Below are 16,649 nucleotides of genomic sequence, written 5' to 3'. Positions count from 1 at the left end.
ACTAATAGACCACCACGAAAAGAAGAAACCCCAAACAGAAAACTAAAAACCAACCGAAACCTGATACCCAAACCGACTAACCGTCTCAATCCGAACCTCAGGCAAATCACCCAAAAGTTTCCTCCTCAACCGAGAAACAACCAGATTGACACTAGAAGGATCGACATCTTCCTTCTCCGGCCAGGCATACCGAATAAGCTGATCCCGCGCCACAGGCGCATTGACCTGCTTGATCAGACACTCGAGCAAAAGAAACTCTCTACGAGTCACCCCAACCCTCCGTCCACCAAAAACAAGCTCCCGAGTCGCGGTATCCAGAGAGGGCTCATCAACCGCGGAAAAAACAGAAGAAGGACCCGAGCCCCCAACAGCTCCTCGCCCCATTCCGATGCGCTGCAAAGCCTGCATCCGCTCATGCATTTCAATAAACGAATAAGGCTGACAGAAGCAAGCATCCGCGCCGGCGCGCAAAACTTTGGTGCGATCCTGCGCCGTAGCCGCGCCCAGTACAGCTACAATCGCCGCCCCACTCCCAGCCGAAGCAAACTTGACAACAAACTCCAGCAAGGCAGAATAAAACCCCACCTCCAACACCATCAAAACGATCGCATCAAACGGTTCCTGAGCCGCGAGAAAGACCCCATCCCGCAGATCATCAGCTCGCTGCAAACTATGTGCGCTCTCCTGAAGCGCCTTGAAAAGCCACGCAGCTTCCGGATGAGAAGGCCCCACGAAGAGAACGCGCATTCACGCCCCCGCAAGAACAAGAAAGGAAACCAGGCTCATGCAAGCGTCCTCGACCAGCATTCAATCGAAATCCGAGTGCCCGGCTGCGCATTACCGATTTTCATCGTGAAGTCATGCACCCGCATCACCGCGGAGACAATACTCAAACCCAGCCCTGACCCGGCCAGATGCCGCGTACTCTTACCGCGATAGAATCGCTGCAAAACCGCATCACGCTCATCGGCAGCAATACCGGGCCCGTTATCGACAATATCCACCTGCGGCCCAGCAGCCGTCTGACGCAACTCCATCCGCACCACGCCGCCTTCAGGCGTGAACTTGATAGCGTTATCCACCAGATTGCTCAACGCTTCAAAGAGCAACGCACGATCGCCATAGATCGCATCCACAGGCTGTGCATGAACAGAAAGCTGAATCGAACGGCTCTCAGCGAGCGGTTCGTACAGTTCGCCGACCTCTTCGATCAGCGTCTCCAACTGCATCTCACCGAAGCCGCCGCGCCGCTGCAACGTACCAATCTCGGAGATCCGCAGCATCGCGCGGAACCGATCGAGCAGCGCATCCGTTTCCGTGCGCGCGCGCTCCACCAGATTCGCCAACTCGGCGTCGTCGAGCGTCCCGGTCCGCTCCGCCGCGTGCGCAAGCACCGTCCGCACATGCGCAAGCGGTGTACGCAAATCATGCGCGATGCCATCGCAAGCGCCCTTCACTTCGTTCATCAGACGCTCGACTTCGGCGAGCATATGATTCACGAGATGCGCGAGCATATCTACTTCGTCGCGTCCGCCAATAGGCAAACGCTGCGCGAGATCGCCCTGCGCGATGCGCTGCGTGACGCGCCGGATCGCTCTCAGACGGCGCATCTGCCGCACGCTCAGTGCGAGACCACCGGCCACACCGGCGAGCAGACAGAAAACACCTCCGCCCACCAGGGCATTGATGATGGTCTGGCGAATCCGCAGAATGTGCGTGAGGTCACGCGCGACCACGAGCGTCGAGCCGTCCTCGCGACGCTCGGCCATGGCGCGCACCACCGGTGCCTGATCGTTACGCCCGAGCGCGAGCGTCAGATCGAGCGTCTTGCCGGTGCGATTGGTGGGCAGCGCGCCCGGATAGGCGAGCACGTCGCCGGCCAGCAGCCGGCCGTCGGCGGCGAACAGGCCGTAGTAATTCGTGTGCATACGCTCATGCTCGATGCGCCGGTGGATCGCGTCCGCGAGACCCGAATCGGGCAGCGAATCGAAGTAGATCAGTTGCCAGTCCATCACCACATCGGTCTCACGCTCCATGTCGCCGGTCACGGCCCAGCCGATGAAGCCCAGCAGCAGCATCACGGAAAACGAAAAGATGACCGCGTAAACGGAGAGCAGGCGAAAGGTGGTGGAATGCCAGCGCCGCCCGAGCGCAGATTGAGCGGGGAAGGTTGTGTCCATCAAAATGTGTCGCTCATGCGAGGATATAACCCGAGCCCCGCACGGTCTGAATCATCGGCGTCACGCCGGGCGGGTCGATTTTCTTGCGCAGGCGTCCCATGTGCACGTCGATCAGATTAGTGCCCGGATCGAAGTGATAGCCCCACACGGCCTCGAACAGCATGGTGCGCGTGATGGTCTGCCCCGCGTGGCGCATCATGAATTCGAGCACGCGGTACTCGGTGGGCAGTAGAACGATTTCCTCGCCGTCGCGCTGCACCTTGCGTGAAATCAGATCGAGTTCGAGCGGGCCAACGCGCAAGTGCGTTTCGAGTTGCGCGGCCGGCGTCTGACTGCGGCGCAGCAGCACTTCGAGGCGCGCGGTCATCTCTTCGGGGTCGAACGGCTTGGTCAGATAATCGTCGCCGCCGGCGCGCAGGCCGCGCACCCGCTCATCCACGTCGCCGAGCGCGCTCAACATCAGCACCGGCGTCTGAATGCCGATGCTGCGCATGGTGGTGAGTATTGTCAGGCCGTCCATGCCGGGTAGCATGCGGTCGAGCGTGATCACGTCGTAGTCTTCGCTGATCGCGCGCGCCATGCCGTCGCGGCCGTTGGCCACCCAATCCACGGTGAAGCCGCGGCTTTTCAGTTCACCGACAATTTCATTCGCGGTAATTTCATCATCTTCGATCGTCAGTACTCGCGACATGATCATTGCATGCGCCACAGCCCGCTCTACCGATGCAAGCGGCGGGCGCGACCGGTTATCAGTAGAGGGACATGATGCCATATTCGGCTTGCGCGTTCAGAGCACGGGCGTGCGGTTCGACGAATGTCGGCGCTTTGCCTCGGTGCCTGCATGCAGGCTACGCGGGGGCTGTTAGCGGATAGATGTCCGCTTCATGAAGAAAAATTTAAGTTCGCCGCAAAGCCATGAAAACGCGGCAAATCACGCCAGGATAAAACAAGTTTAATGTTGCCGACGCCGCTCCGGTAGGCGCACTCCACTAGCCTGATGTCAACCCGCAGACCTCAACGCGGGACGACTCGAACCCTCTCGTGGATGACATGAACATGAAGCTTGCAACGAAAAACCTGCTCAGCGCCCTTCTCCTGATTGGCAGCGCATCGGCCATGGCCGCACCGCATCTCACGCCGCAGCAATGCAACGATTATCCGTTCACACCGTTGAAAGGCGAAGTGACGCACAAGCAGTTGATGCGCGAACTCGGCGAACTCGAAGCGGTCGGCTATCAACCGACCGCCGATGACGACGACTACCCGCGCGATCTGCAACACGCGGAGAATAAGCTGCAGGCCGAGTATCGCGCGGACTGCATGCCGGCCGCGCCACGCGTGTCGGCAAGCAATGCCCAGATGCCGACTAGTCCGGCGCCCGTGCAAGCGGCGAATCAGCCGGCCGGTTGAGCACGGCACCGGTGGAGCACGGTCAGGCCGTCGGCGATTCGTCGAATGATCCGCGCTCGAGCGCAACACGGCGCGCCCGCCGCTCCGCACGCTTGCGATGCAGCTCCTCAAGCCGCCGCCGTCCATGCGTGAGCGATGCGACCGCATGGAACGCGACCGGCGCGAACACCAGCCCGAACAGCGTGGCGGCCAGCACGCCGCCAAACACGCCGGTGCCAATCGAGCGGCGGCTTTCGGCGCCCGCGCCGCTCGACACCACGAGCGGGACGACGCCGAGCAGGAACGCCGCCGAGGTCATTACGATCGGCCGAAAGCGTGCGCCCGCGGCTTCGGTCACGGCGCGCGTCAATGGCAGGCCACGCTGGTACAGATCGCGGGCGAACTGCACGATCAGAATCGCGTTCTTCGCTGCGAGGCCGATCACCGTGATCATGCCGACCTTGAAGTACACGTCGTTGGGCATGCCGCGCAACAGCACCGCGGCGACCGCGCCGATCACGCCGAGCGGCACGACCATCAGCACGGCAAGCGGAATCGTCCAGCTTTCGTAGAGCGCGGCCAGCGCCATGAACACCGCCAGCAACGAGAGGCCGATCAACAGCGGCGTGAGTTTCGCGGCCGCGGTTTCCTCGCGTGCCGCATCGACCCAGTCATAGCGCACGCCGACCGGCAACGAAGCGGCAAGCCGCTCCATCTCCGCCATCGCCGCGCCGGAACTGTAGCCGGGCGCCGCGTGGCCGCTCACGTCGAGCGACGGATAACCGTTGTAGCGCGTCAGCATCACCGGGCCGATCGACCACTGACGCGTCGCGATGGCCGAGAGCGGCACCATGCCGCCCGTCGTGTTGGGCACGGCGAGCGCGAGCAGATCGTCTTCGGTCATGCGCGTGGCGGCGTCGGCGGCGATCATCACGCGGCGCATGCGGCCGCCGGCCGGGAAATCGTCGATATAGGTCGAGCCGAAGGTGCTGCCCAGCACGTCGGCGATGCGATCGAACGACACGCCGAGCGCATACGCCTTCGCGCGGTCGACGATGAGCTCGACGCGCGGCGCGTCAGGCAGATCTTCCGAGTGCACCGAGGCCAGCACCGGACTCGCCTTGGCCTGCGCGAACAGTTGCTCGCGCGCGGCCTTCAACGCATCGAGCCCCACTCCGCCGCGATCTTCGAGGCGGAACACGAAACCGTCGGAATGTCCGAGTCCCGGCACCGAAGGCGGCAATTGCGCCTCGACGCTGCCGTCCAGAATCTTGTCGAACTTTGCGTTGAGCCGGTCGCGCAGGGCCAGTGCATCGATATCGCGCTTGCCCCAGTCCTTGAGTTCGACGAACCCCATCGCCACGTTCTGACCGCTGCCCGAAAAGCTCCAGCCGATCACACTCGTAACGTTCGCGATGGCGGGCTCGGCATGCAGAATCTCTTCCATGCGTTGCACCACGCCCAACGTGCGTGCCTGGGTGGCGCCCGCGGGCAATTGCACCATCACCTGCAACTGGCCTTCGTCCTCGCTCGGTAGAAAACCGCCGGGCATTTGCCAGTAGAGCACACCGCACGCACCAACCAGCACCGCGTAGACGGCCAGCATCGGGCCGATGCGGCGCAGCGTGCGCGCGGTCAGCCCGCGATACCCACGCGCGGCGCGGTCGAAACCGGAGGTGAAGCGGCTTGCCGCACGTGCCGCGAAACCCAGCAGTCCACGGCGCGCATCGCGTTGACGCACCGATTGGGTGTGCGCCTTCAGCAGATTCGCGCACAACGCGGGCGTCAACGACAAGGCCATGAACGACGACACCAGCATCGACGCGATCATCGCCACCGCGAATTGCCGGTAGATTCCGCCGACGCCGCCGGGAAAGAACGCCATTGGCACGAACACCGCCGTCAACACCGCGGTCACGCCGACAATCGCCCCGCCGATCTGCGACATGGCCTTGCGCGTGGCCTCGCGTGGCGGCAGGCCCTCGTCTTCCATCACGCGATGCACGCTCTCCACCACCACGATCGCGTCGTCGACGAGAATGCCGATGGCAAGCACGAGGCCGAACATCGTGAACACGTTGATCGACAGACCGCACGCATACATGGCGAGAAACGCGCCCATCAGCGTGACCGGAATCACCACGGTCGGCACCAGCGTATAGCGCAGATCGCGCAGGAACAGCCACATCACGAAGAACACCAGCACCACCGCTTCCGCGAGCGTGACGAGCACCTCGTGAATCGCGATCTGCACGAAGTGCGCATTGTCGAACGGGATTTCGATGGCGACGCCCGAAGGCAATCCTTTCGCCAACTCGGCAAGCCGCGCGCGAATCGCGTTCGACGTTTCCAGCGCGTTGCCGCGTGGCCCGAGTTGAATCCCGACCGTCGCCGCAGCCTTGTCGTTCAGGCGCGAATAGTACGAGTAATTGTCACGCCCGAGTTCGACTCGCGCGACGTCGCGCAGGCGTACAGCCGAACCGTCCGGCCGCGCCTTCAGCACGATCTGGCCGAATTCCGCCGGCGAGATCAACTGGCCCTTCACGCTCACCGAGGCCGTCAATTGCTGGCCCGGCACGAACGGCGCGTCGCCGAGCGTGCCTGCCGTGACAGTCGCGTTCTGTGCGGCAATCGCGGCGTTCACTTCGGCGGCGCCGAGGCCGTATTCGCGCAGCTTCATCGGATCGAGCCAGATACGCAGCGCTTCGTCGGCGTCCCAGAGTTGGGCCGAGCCCACGCCCGGCGCGCGCTTCAGCTCACGCAACACGTAGCGGCTCAGATAGTCGCTCAATTGCACGGAGTCGCGCGTGCCGTCAGTGGAACTCAGCGCGACCAGCATCAGGAACGTGTTGGCCGCCTTGAACACGCTGATGCCCTGCTGCACCACCTGCTGCGGCAAACGCGGCTCGACCTGCTTGAGCCGGTTCTGGATGTCGACCAGCGCGAGATCCGGATTGGTGCCGGGCGCGAAGGTCGCGTCGATCTCGAGCTCGCCCAGGTTGTCGCTGGTCGTTTGGTAGTACAGCATATTGTCGGCGCCATCGAGACTCTCCTCGATGATGCTGCCGACGCTCTCGTCCACGACTTCAGTCGACGCCCCCGGATACATGGCGGATATCACGATGCGCGGCGGCGCAAGGCGCGGATACTGCGCCACCGGCAGTTGCGGAATAGCCAGCGCGCCCGCCACGACAATGGCGAGCGCGACGATCCATGCGAAGACCGGGCGGTCGATGAAGAAAAATGGCACTCAAAGAATCCGTTCAGATGGTCTGGAGGCGCGGTGCATCGACGAGACGGGCCATATGCAGCACGTCGGCCAACACGCCGTCACGCAGGGCAAAACCGCGCGAGCTGCCTTCTTCGACAAAGCCGAACTTGCGATACAGCGCAATGGCCGGCGTATTGTCGGAAAACACCGTGAGGTCGATGCGGCGCAAACCGAGCGACGCATCCGCGCAATCGATCAAGCCTTGCAAAAGCGCGGCGCCGACACCGCGGCCACGATACGCGTCGTGCACGGCCAGGCCCAAATGCGCGCAGTGCGCGCGGCTCGACCGATGGACCTCGAGACCGGCATGGCCGACCATGCGTTCGTCGATAATCGCGCACACGTTCACGCCGCCTTTGAGGCGCAGCTCGTACCAGGCCGCGAGTTGCTCAGGACTGCGATAGCCGACCGACAGCGTGCCGCGCCGCACACCGGGCAAGCTCGTGATCTCGGCGAACGCATCCATGTCCGACGATTCGAGAGCGCGCACCATAATACATTTGTAATGTGCAGCGTCGTCCGGCAACCTTGTTTGTTTCATGGTCTTATTCCGCTGCGAGATGGGCGGCCGATGGCGGCGACATCCACGGCGCCGGCTCGCGCAGCCGCGCCATGAAGAAACAATCGATCAGCACGCCACGGCGCAATACCGCGCCGCGCTGATGCGCTTCGATCTCGAAGCCGAACTTGCGATATAGCGCGAGTGCTGCGTGGTTATCGGTGTAGACATGTAACTCGACGCGCCGCAGACCGAGCCAGTTGTCGGCGAGATCGAGCAGTTCGGACATCAAGGCATGACCGATGCCGCGCCGCTGCCATGCGTCGTGCACGCCGATGCCAAGCGATGCCGCATGCGCACGGCGCCCCTTGAAAGGCCTGAGGCTCGCCGAACCGACCAGCGTGTCGCCGACCGTCGCCGCGATCGCGATTTCGGGCGCCTCGAGTTTTTCCAGGTACTCGCGGGTGCTCGCAATGGTCCGAAACGGCAGCTGCGGATTGCCGTTCATCGCCGCGGGCAACTGGAGCAGCGCGTGAAACTGTTCTGTGTCGGCCACGCGCAATGCGCGCAGCGTCAGGCCCTCGGGCAAGCTCTCAGGGTTTGATTTTGTTTTTATTTGTCGATCCATGGGCTCATAACGTCAATTCGAATGACCTCACCAGAATGCCAGGCAGTTGCATGCCGCCCGTGGCGCGCTCGCCCCATGTCGAGTCGCTCAATAGCAGTTCGGCTTGCGCGCCGAGTTGTTCGAGTTCGCTGCCGAGCAAACGGTACAGGCTGTCGTCGAAACGCATGGCTTCGAACGGTGCGACGATTTCTCCGTTCTCGACCCAGAACGTCGCGAAGCGCGTCATGCCGGTGAGGCGGCAATTCATGCGGTCCGAGAAGTTCACGTACCACAGGTTGCCGATGTAGAGCCCGGTGCCGATCTTGGCGAGCACGTCTTCTTCCAGCAGATCGCCCGCTTGCATCGACAGCGCGGCCGGCGACTCGCTGGCCAGCGCACCGTTGGGCGTCAAGCCGTACTCGCGCGCGCTGCGTGCGTTGGTCAGGCGTTCGGCACTGCGGCCGGCCTCGATCAGCGGGACGCTGTCACGCAGGTAGCCGTCGTCGTTGAAGCCTGGCGTGATGCCGAGGCTCAGATCTTCGCTGATGCTTACGCGCGGGTCGACTACGATTTCTCCCACATGCAGCTTGTACAACTCGCTGCGCGAGCTCGCCTGGGCGCGCGCGGAAAAGCCACTCCATGCGGTGACGCCGAGCAATTCCGCGAGCGCGGCGGGTGCCAGATAGGAACGGTAGCGTCCCGGCGCCAACGTGCGCGGCGTGCGCGCCAGAACGGCAAGACGCGTCGCGGCCTGTTCGACTTTGCGAGCGAACACGGCATCGCTCCAGTCGTCGCCGGCGTAGCTGGTTTTGATCGCGCGGCCGCTCGGGTCGTACAGCGACCAGCTGAAATTGAAGTTATCCACTTCGTACCAGCCGCGGCTGCCCTTCGTCGATGCGAAGCCGCGCACAATGGTGCCGCCCGCATAGAAGCCCACGAAGTCGAGCCCGTGCGCACATTCCGCGACGATGCGCGCGAGGCCGTCGGAATTCGCCAGCTTGCCGGAGCGCTGCGTGGTGCGCTGCCATTTCGAGGTGTCGAACAGCAGATGCGGATCGTCCGCCGCATCGCGCAGACCTTCGCGCAAGGTGGCGAGGGCCGCGCTCACTTCGTCGAGATCCTGTTGCAGATCGCCGCATACGGTCAGCGTGGAATAGGCCTGACGTGCGCCGTCGATCAGGCGCAAGGTCAGCTTGCCTTGCGACACGCTGCCGGTCTGCCGCACCTTGCCCGAATTGAAGCGAATGAAGTCGGACTGCTCGCCGGCAAATGAACTGAGGGTGGTTTCGCCGCCTTGTTGCAGGCGCTCGATCGCATCGGCGAGCAAAGTGAAATGCCGCTCCCAATCCACCGACGTAGCCGCGCGCGAAGAGATGAACTGGCTCATCATGCGCCTCCGAACACGTCGACGTCGCTGAAGACGCAGGCCGGCGACGCATGGCCGACGCGGATGATCTGCGCCGGTTCGCCCTTGCCGCACATAGATGTGCCATACACTTCACGCGTGGCCGCATTGCCCACCGCACTCAGGCTGCGCCAGAAATTCGCCGAAATACCGCGGTAATTCGGCTGTCTGACGACCTGCGTGAGCTTGCCGTTCTCGATCAACTGGCCGAACTCGCAGCCGAACTGGAATTTGTTGCGATGGTCGTCGATCGACCAGGACGTGTTGGTGCGCATCAGAATGCCGTGTTCGATGTTGCCGATCATCTCCTCCAGCGAACTCTCGCCGGGCTCGATATTCAGATTCGCCATGCGGTCGATCGGCGGCCGGTTCCAGTTCGACGCGCGCGAGTTCGCCACACCCGCCATGCGTGCGCGCTGTTGCGACAGCGCGCCGCCAAGCGGACGTTCCAGCACGCCGTTGCGAATCAGATATTGCTTGTGCGCTTCAGTGCCGTCGTCGTCGAATGCGTAGGCTGCCGCTTCCTCGCGCAGCTCCGGATCGAAGGTGACATTCAACAGTTCCGAACCGTAGCGATACGAACCGAACATGTCCTGCTTGACGAAGCTCCAGCCCGCGAAGTTGCGCTCGTCGCCGAGAATGCGGTCCAGTTCGAGCGGATGGCCGATCGATTCGTGAATCTGCAGCATCATCTGGTCGGGCATCAGCAACAGATCGCGCTTGCCCGACGGGCAATTCGGCGCGGCCAGCAATTGCAGCGCTTCATTGGCGACGCGCGCGCCCGATCCTTCGAAGCCGAAGCGCGTCAGCACTTCCATGCCGCCCTGTCCGAGCGTGCCGTAGTTGCCGCCCAGCGTGCGTACTTGCGTATCGCCGTTCGCATGCGCGGCGACGCTCAATTGCGGCATCACGAAGCGGAACTGCTGGTCGATCCGCACGCCGTCGCCGGTCATGTAGAGTTGATCGGTGTGCGTGATCTGCACCGCCGCCACACGTTCGACAATCTTTGCATCGAGGTTCGCGCCCGCGCATTCCGCGCCGAGAAGCTCGAGCCATTCGGTGCGGCTCGGCAACGCGCGTTGCGCATTCGGCGACACGTACTGCCCGCTCGCAACCGGACGTGCAACTTCGCGATGGTCGATCAGCGAGAAAGCCGCGCTCGCTTCAGCGCGCGCGGTCGCCATATCGAGCGCCGCCTGCAAACCCGCTGCCGACAGATTCGCGGTCGCGGCATAACCCGCGCCGGCGCCCACCCACGCGATCAGCATCGCACCGCGATCGCGCACCGTGCGCAGCGGCTGCGCGACGTCATTGCGGATCTCGTGGTCGTCGACCTGTTCGTCGACAATGCGCAGCGACCAGAACGCCGCGCGGCTCTTCAGCGTTTGGGCGGCTTGCGCCCAACGTTCGTCAATCATTGGCGTGTCCCGTATGAGTCGCGGCGGCGCCCGGCTCCGGCACGTTGAGCGACGAGGCCAGCAGCGACTGGGTATAAGGATGCGACGGCGCATGCAACACATCGAGTGTGTCGCCCGCTTCGACGATGCGTCCCGACTTCATCACAATCACGCGATGCGCCATGGCTCGCATCACCGCCAGATCGTGCGTAATGAACAAATAGCTTAGCTTGTACTTTTTCTGCAGATTTGTCAGCAGATTCAGCACCTGTTTCTGGATCGAGACATCGAGCGCGCTGGTCGGCTCGTCGAGCACGATCAATTCCGGCTGGACTGCCAGCGCGCGCGCAATCGCAATGCGTTGACGCTGCCCGCCGGAGAATTCGTGCGGATAACGCAGCATCGCGTCGGCGGGCATGCCGACTTCTTCAAGCAGGCTGCCGACGCGCGCGCGCCGTGCCTTCGCATCCACTTCCGGCCGATGCACGGCCAGGCCCTCGCCGATGATCTGCTCCACCGTCATGCGTGGCGACAGCGAACCGAACGGGTCCTGAAACACGACTTGCATGCGCGAATACAGCGCGCGGCGCGAGCTCGCCGTCTTGAGCGTGGAAAGCGGCAAGCCGTCGATATGGATATGACCGGCGGCCGGCTGCTGCAGGCCGAGCACGGTGGCGGCCAGCGTCGATTTACCCGAACCCGATTCACCGACGATGCCGAGTGTTTCGCCGCGCCGCACGCTCAGATCGACGTCCTGCACCGCGCGAAACGTGGAGCGTCCGAACATGGAACGCCAGCCTTTCGCCGACGTGCGGTAATCGACGGCCAGGCCTTGTACTTCCAGCAGCCGACGCGCGCCCTCCTCGACCGGCTCGACCGCGCGTTGCGGATCGCTATCGAGCAGCCGCCGCGTGTACAGATGCTGCGGGCTCGTGAACAGCGCCTCGGTCGTATTGGTTTCGACCAGCACGCCCTTTTCCATCACCGCGACGCGCTGCGCAAAACGCTTCACCAGATTCAGGTCGTGCGTGATCAGCAGCACGGCCATGCCGCGTTCGGCCGCTTCCTGTTCCTGCAACGAAATCAACAAATCGACGATCTGCTGGCGAACGGTGACGTCGAGCGCGGTGGTCGGTTCGTCCGCGAGCAGCAAACGCGGACGGCAGGCGAGCGCCATGGCGATCATCGCGCGCTGCCGCTGGCCGCCGGACAACTGATGCGGAAAGCTGTCGATGCGCCGTTCCGGTTCGGGAATGCCGGTGCGCCTGAGCAACTCGATGCCGCGCTCGCGCGCCGCATTCGGCCGCAAACCTTCGTGCAGACGCAGACTCTCGGCGATCTGTTTGCCGATAGTGAAGAGCGGATTGAGCGCCGTCATCGGTTCCTGGAACACCATCGCGACGTCCGCGCCGCGCAGGCCACGCATCTGTTGCTCGGTTTTCTGCAGCAGGTCTTCACCATCGAGCAGCATGCGGCCGCTCAATTCGGCATGCTCGACGAGCCGCAGAATGGATAACGCGGTCACGCTCTTGCCCGAACCCGATTCGCCGACCAGTGCAACGCGCTCGCCGCGTGCAATGGAAAGACTGAGTTCGTGCACGGCGACCTTGTCGCCGAAACGCACGGAGAAACGGTCGATTTCCAGCAACGGCCGGCCGATTGGCGCCTGAGTGTTGGTCATCGCGGACCTCCGCCGAAAGCCGAACCGCGCGAGCGCGTGTCGAGTGCGTTGCGCAATGCGTCGCCCATGAAGGTCAATAACAGAAGCGTAATCACCAGCGCGGCAAACGCCGACATCGAGATCCACCATGCGTCGAGATTGTTCTTGCCTTCCTGCAGCAGTTCGCCGAGGCTCGGAGTGGGCGGCGGCACGCCGAGGCCGAGAAAGTCGAGGCTGGTCAGCGAGAGAATCGCGGCGCTCATGCGGAATGGCAGGAAGGTAATCACCGGGGTCAGGCTGTTCGGCAAAACGTGGCGCCACATGATCTGCCAGTTGGTCAGGCCCATCGTGCGCGCCGCCTTGACGTAGTCCAGCGAACGGTTGCGCAGAAATTCGGCGCGCACGTAGTCGGACAGTACGAGCCAGCCGAACATCGACAGCAGAATGAAAAGCAGCCACAAGGTAGGCTCGAAGATCGACGCGAAGATGATCAGCAGGTACAGGTCGGGCATCGAACTCCAGATTTCGATCAGGCGCTGGCCGATCAGATCGGTGCGTCCGCCGTAAAAGCCCTGCACCGCGCCGGTCAGCACGCCGACCACGACACCGGACACGGTGAGCGCCAGCGCCATCAGCACCGACAGGCGGAAACCGTACAGCAGCCGCGCCAGCACGTCGCGCCCGAATTGATCCGTGCCGAGCCAGTTACTCGTGGTAGGCGGCGCCGGATACGGATGCGCGGCGAAGTAATCGATCGTGTCGTAGTGGAAATGATTCGGCGGATAGACCGCGAAGTTGCCGTTCGATTCGAGCCGCGAACGGATATACGGATCGAGGTAATTCGCGCGCGCCGGAAAGTCGCCGCCAAACAGCGTCTCCGGATAGTCCTTCACGATGGGAAAGTAGTAGTGCCCGTCGTAACGCACGAGCAACGGACGATCGTTGGACAACACCTCGCCAAGCAGGCTGATGACGAACAGCGAGAGGAAGATCACGAGGCTCCAGTAGCCCAGACGCTGCTGCCTGAAGCGCAGCCACGTACGCCGCCACGGAGAAGGCGACGCCGCGTGCGCCGCGCCGGCCGCGTCAGCGGTCCAGGCGGTTGAATTGGATGCGGGGGTCGACGAGGACATAGCAGACGTCAGCAATGAGTTTGGTTACGAGGGCAATCAGCGTGAACAGAAACAGCGAACCGAGCACGACCGGATAGTCACGGCGAATCACCGAGTCGTACGACAGTTGGCCCATGCCGTCGAGTGAGAACAGCGTTTCGATCAGCAGATTGCCGTTCAGAAACGCGCCGACAAACGCCGCCGGCAAACCGGTGAGAAGCGGAATCGCGGCATTGCGCAACACGTGTTTCCACAGTACGTCGCGCTCCGGCGCGCCCTTGGCGCGCGCGGTCAGCACATACTGCCGGCCGATTTCCTCGAGGAAAGTGTTCTTGGTCAGAATCGTGACGATCGCGAAGTTGCCCACCACCGATGCCGTGACCGGCAGCACGATGTGCCACAGATAGTCGAGCACCTTGCCGAACGCGCTGAGATCGTTGAAGTTATCCGAGGTGAGGCCGCGCATCGGAAACACCTGCCAGAACGTGCCGCCGCCGAACAACATCAGCAGCAACACACCGAGCACGAAACCGGGAATCGCATAGCCGGCCAGTACCAGCACGCTCGTGACAGTATCGAAACGCGAGCCGTTGCGCACCGCTTTCGCGATCCCCAACGGCACGGATATCAGATACGTGAGCAGCACCGTCCATAAGCCGAGCGTGATCGACACCGGCAGCTTCGATTTGATGACGTCCCACACGCTGTCGTGCTGATAGTAAGACTGGCCGAGGTCGAACGTCGCGTAGCGTTTGAGCATCAGCAGATAGCGTTCGAGCGGCGGCTTGTCGAAACCGAACTGCTTCTTGATCTGCTCGATCTGCTGCGGATCGACGCCCTGGCTGCCGTGATAGCCGCCGCCGCCCGCCCCCGCCTCTCCGCCACGGCCAGCGCCGTGGCGGAGTTGCGTCATCACCTGTTCGACCGGCCCACCCGGCACGAACTGCGTGACGACAAACGTCAACGTGACCACGCCGAGCAGGGTCGGCACCATCAACAACAATCGTCTGAGAATGTAGGCAAGCATGCTGTGCCTCAGTGGGCCGTAGCGGCCGTGGCCGCGGTGGAAGATGCGGTCTGGGCGGCCGGCGTTTTCGTGTACCAGTAGTCGATCACCCAGTCTTCGTATTGATACGACATCGGCACCTTGTCCGGATGACCGAGCGTCGACTTGTAGCCGATCCGCGCGCCCGGCGCGTAATACTCCGGCACGAGGTAGAACGAGTAGATCAGCACGCGATCCAGGGCGCGGGTCGCCGCTTCCAGGTCGTCCAGATTGTCGGCGGAAAGCGCTGAGTGAATGAGCGAGTCGACCGCCTTGGAGCGGATGCCCGGATAGTTTTCCGAGCCGACTTCCGAGGCCGCCGCGCTGCCGAAGCGGCGCGTCAACTCCGCGCCGGGAATCGTCACCGGCGGGTAGATGAACGTGGTCATGTCGTACTCGAAGTTGTCGAGCCGCTTCTGGTACAACGCGCTGTCGATCTCGCGCATATGCGCCTGAATGCCGAGCATGCCGAGCGCCTGCATATACGGCAGGATCAGGCGGTCCATGCCCGGCTGATCGTCCATGATCTCGATCGTCATCGGCGTGCCGTTGGCGTCGCGCAATGCGCCGTCGCGATAGTGCCAGCCCGCTTGCGCCAGCAGATCGCGCGCCACGCGCAAGTTGCCGCGCAAGGAATCCGGCGTGATCGTCGTGGGTTGCTTCAGCATGGGACCGAACACTTCCGGCGGCACGCTGGCTCTCAATGGTTCAAGCAAGGCCAGTTCCTTCGGGCCGGGCATGCCGGTCGCACCGAACGGACTCGCGGCGAAATAGCTGCTGGTGCGCCGGTATTGACCGTAGAACATCAGGCGATTCATCCAGTCGTAGTCGAATGCCATCGTCAGTGCGTGGCGCACGCGCGGGTCCTGAAACATCGGCTTGCGCAGGTTCATCAGCATGCCTTGCATCTGCGCGGGGCCGTCGGCGAATTCCCCTCTTTTCAGCAGTCCATTGTCGAAGTTCTTGCCGACGTATTTACGCGCCCATTGCGTTGCGCTGTATTCGACAATCGCGTCGGCGTCGCCGGCCTTAAACGCTTCCAGTTGCGTGTAATGGTCGCGATAGAGTTTGAAGGTGATGCTCGCGAAGCGGAACATGCCGCGCCGCGACGGTAAATTCGCGGCCCAGTAATCGGGGTTGCGGCGATAGGTGATCTGCTTGTCGTTCTTGCGCGACTCGATCAGATACGGACCGCTCGCGACCGGCGGCTCGTTCGCGATCTGGTCGAACGGCAGACGTGTGCCGTCCGCGCGCATGCCCCACTTCGGCGAGAAGATCGGCAAATCGCCCGCGATCAGCGGCGCGTCGCGCTCCGCGTGCCTGAAAACGAAGCGGATCGTGTTTTTATCGACCACGGTCGCGCTTTTGATGACTGAGAACTGCGCATTGAAGAGCGGCGATGCCTTCGGGCTCGTCAATGTGTCGAACGAGTATTTGACGTCGGCCGCGGTGATCGGATCGCCGTTCGAAAAGCGCGCGGCGGGATTGATGTGGAAGGTGGCCGAAGCGAGGTCCGGCGCGACTTCGACATCGTCGGCGATCAGCGGATACTCGGAAGCCAGTTCGTCCCAACTGCGCTGCATCAGCGTATCGAACATCAGATGCAGGATGTCCGGCGCGGGCGCACCGCGTACGAGAAACGGATTCAGCGAATCGTAGCTCTGCAGTTCGTCGAAGTTCTGGAAGCTGAGCTTGCCGTCGCCCGGCGCCGTGGGATCCGCATAGTCGAAGTGCGTGAAGCCGGCGGGATATTTGGGCTCGTCGTATTGCGCAATCGAGGGCCGCGCCTGCGCGCAGACCGCGCTCAATGCCAGACACGCACCGGCGCACAGGGCGATTCGCCCGGAGGTGCGCGGCCAGAGAAACTTCACAAGTCTCATCTTCGGAATGCGTAAGGACGCGCGCCGGCTTCAGGCCGGCGCGCGGTAAATCGAATCGGCGCGAGTGACGGCCCGACGCCGTCGCTCCCGTAGCTTTCCCCGCTGGCGCAGCGCTGCTGATGACTGGCCGCCGTCGCTCGCTGTGAGCTTGAACGAGCAGTGTGCACGGGGAACTCCAAAGTACGTCTCTAACAGAATTGCGCC

The 16,649-nt window shown here is 62.9% G+C and carries 13 protein-coding genes; 1 reads left to right on the top strand and 12 read right to left on the bottom strand.

Translation table 11 applies throughout. From position 1 onward, the window contains the following. Window positions 1–42 precede the first annotated feature (42 nt). Genes P0D73_RS40185 through P0D73_RS40175 form a run of 3 tightly spaced genes read right to left on the bottom strand, consistent with a single transcriptional unit; the run spans window position 43 to window position 2,871 of the window. Window positions 43–747, bottom strand: coding sequence for a response regulator transcription factor (locus P0D73_RS40185; RefSeq protein WP_408435539.1), 705 nt, complete (start codon window positions 745–747; stop codon window positions 43–45). 35 nt (window positions 748–782) lie between these two features. After that, window positions 783–2,180, bottom strand: coding sequence for a HAMP domain-containing sensor histidine kinase (locus P0D73_RS40180; protein WP_132375129.1), 1,398 nt, complete (start codon window positions 2,178–2,180; stop codon window positions 783–785). Between the two features lie 13 nt (window positions 2,181–2,193). Further along, window positions 2,194–2,871, bottom strand: a complete 678-nt coding sequence (locus P0D73_RS40175; RefSeq protein WP_310812328.1) for a response regulator transcription factor — start codon at window positions 2,869–2,871, stop codon at window positions 2,194–2,196. A 365-nt stretch (window positions 2,872–3,236) separates the two neighbouring features. Here P0D73_RS40175 and P0D73_RS40170 point away from each other — a divergent pair, with 365 nt between their 5' ends. Next, complete coding sequence (locus P0D73_RS40170; RefSeq protein WP_408183146.1) at window positions 3,237–3,590, top strand: DUF4148 domain-containing protein; 354 nt, start codon at window positions 3,237–3,239, stop codon at window positions 3,588–3,590. Window positions 3,591–3,612: 22 nt separating this feature from the next. On the opposite strand, the gene P0D73_RS40165 is transcribed toward P0D73_RS40170, so the two are convergent. From P0D73_RS40165 to P0D73_RS40125, 9 genes are read right to left on the bottom strand one after another with little or no spacing between them, the layout of a single operon-like run. Next, complete coding sequence (locus tag P0D73_RS40165) at window positions 3,613–6,819, bottom strand: multidrug efflux RND transporter permease subunit (protein ID WP_408183147.1); 3,207 nt, start codon at window positions 6,817–6,819, stop codon at window positions 3,613–3,615. A 13-nt stretch (window positions 6,820–6,832) separates the two neighbouring features. Then, window positions 6,833–7,381, bottom strand: a complete 549-nt coding sequence (locus tag P0D73_RS40160) for a GNAT family N-acetyltransferase (RefSeq protein ID WP_408435535.1) — start codon at window positions 7,379–7,381, stop codon at window positions 6,833–6,835. 4 nt (window positions 7,382–7,385) lie between these two features. Further along, window positions 7,386–7,967: a GNAT family N-acetyltransferase gene (locus P0D73_RS40155; RefSeq protein WP_408435533.1), complete on the bottom strand. Its 582-nt coding sequence runs from the start codon at window positions 7,965–7,967 to the stop codon at window positions 7,386–7,388. A 4-nt stretch (window positions 7,968–7,971) separates the two neighbouring features. Then, window positions 7,972–9,333: a TldD/PmbA family protein gene (locus tag P0D73_RS40150; RefSeq protein ID WP_408435531.1), complete on the bottom strand. Its 1,362-nt coding sequence runs from the start codon at window positions 9,331–9,333 to the stop codon at window positions 7,972–7,974. Further along, window positions 9,333–10,769, bottom strand: coding sequence for a TldD/PmbA family protein (locus P0D73_RS40145; protein WP_408435529.1), 1,437 nt, complete (start codon window positions 10,767–10,769; stop codon window positions 9,333–9,335). Before P0D73_RS40145 ends, P0D73_RS40150 begins: the two co-directional genes overlap by 1 nt. Beyond that, window positions 10,762–12,429 (bottom strand): ABC transporter ATP-binding protein, encoded by a 1,668-nt coding sequence (locus P0D73_RS40140; protein WP_408435527.1) that lies wholly within the window; start codon window positions 12,427–12,429, stop codon window positions 10,762–10,764. Before P0D73_RS40140 ends, P0D73_RS40145 begins: the two co-directional genes overlap by 8 nt. Next, complete coding sequence (locus P0D73_RS40135; RefSeq protein WP_408435525.1) at window positions 12,426–13,541, bottom strand: ABC transporter permease; 1,116 nt, start codon at window positions 13,539–13,541, stop codon at window positions 12,426–12,428. Before P0D73_RS40135 ends, P0D73_RS40140 begins: the two co-directional genes overlap by 4 nt. Next, window positions 13,495–14,547, bottom strand: coding sequence for a microcin C ABC transporter permease YejB (locus P0D73_RS40130; RefSeq protein WP_091795321.1), 1,053 nt, complete (start codon window positions 14,545–14,547; stop codon window positions 13,495–13,497). Before P0D73_RS40130 ends, P0D73_RS40135 begins: the two co-directional genes overlap by 47 nt. Window positions 14,548–14,555: 8 nt before the next feature. Continuing rightward, window positions 14,556–16,445: an extracellular solute-binding protein gene (locus P0D73_RS40125; RefSeq protein ID WP_408183156.1), complete on the bottom strand. Its 1,890-nt coding sequence runs from the start codon at window positions 16,443–16,445 to the stop codon at window positions 14,556–14,558. Window positions 16,446–16,649 lie beyond the last annotated feature (204 nt).

This window comes from Paraburkholderia sp. RL18-101-BIB-B (genome assembly GCF_046026985.1).
GTDB lineage: Bacteria > Pseudomonadota > Gammaproteobacteria > Burkholderiales > Burkholderiaceae > Paraburkholderia.
The sequence above is the reverse complement of the archived record's forward strand: the minus strand, read 5'-3'. Positions and strand labels throughout refer to the sequence as shown.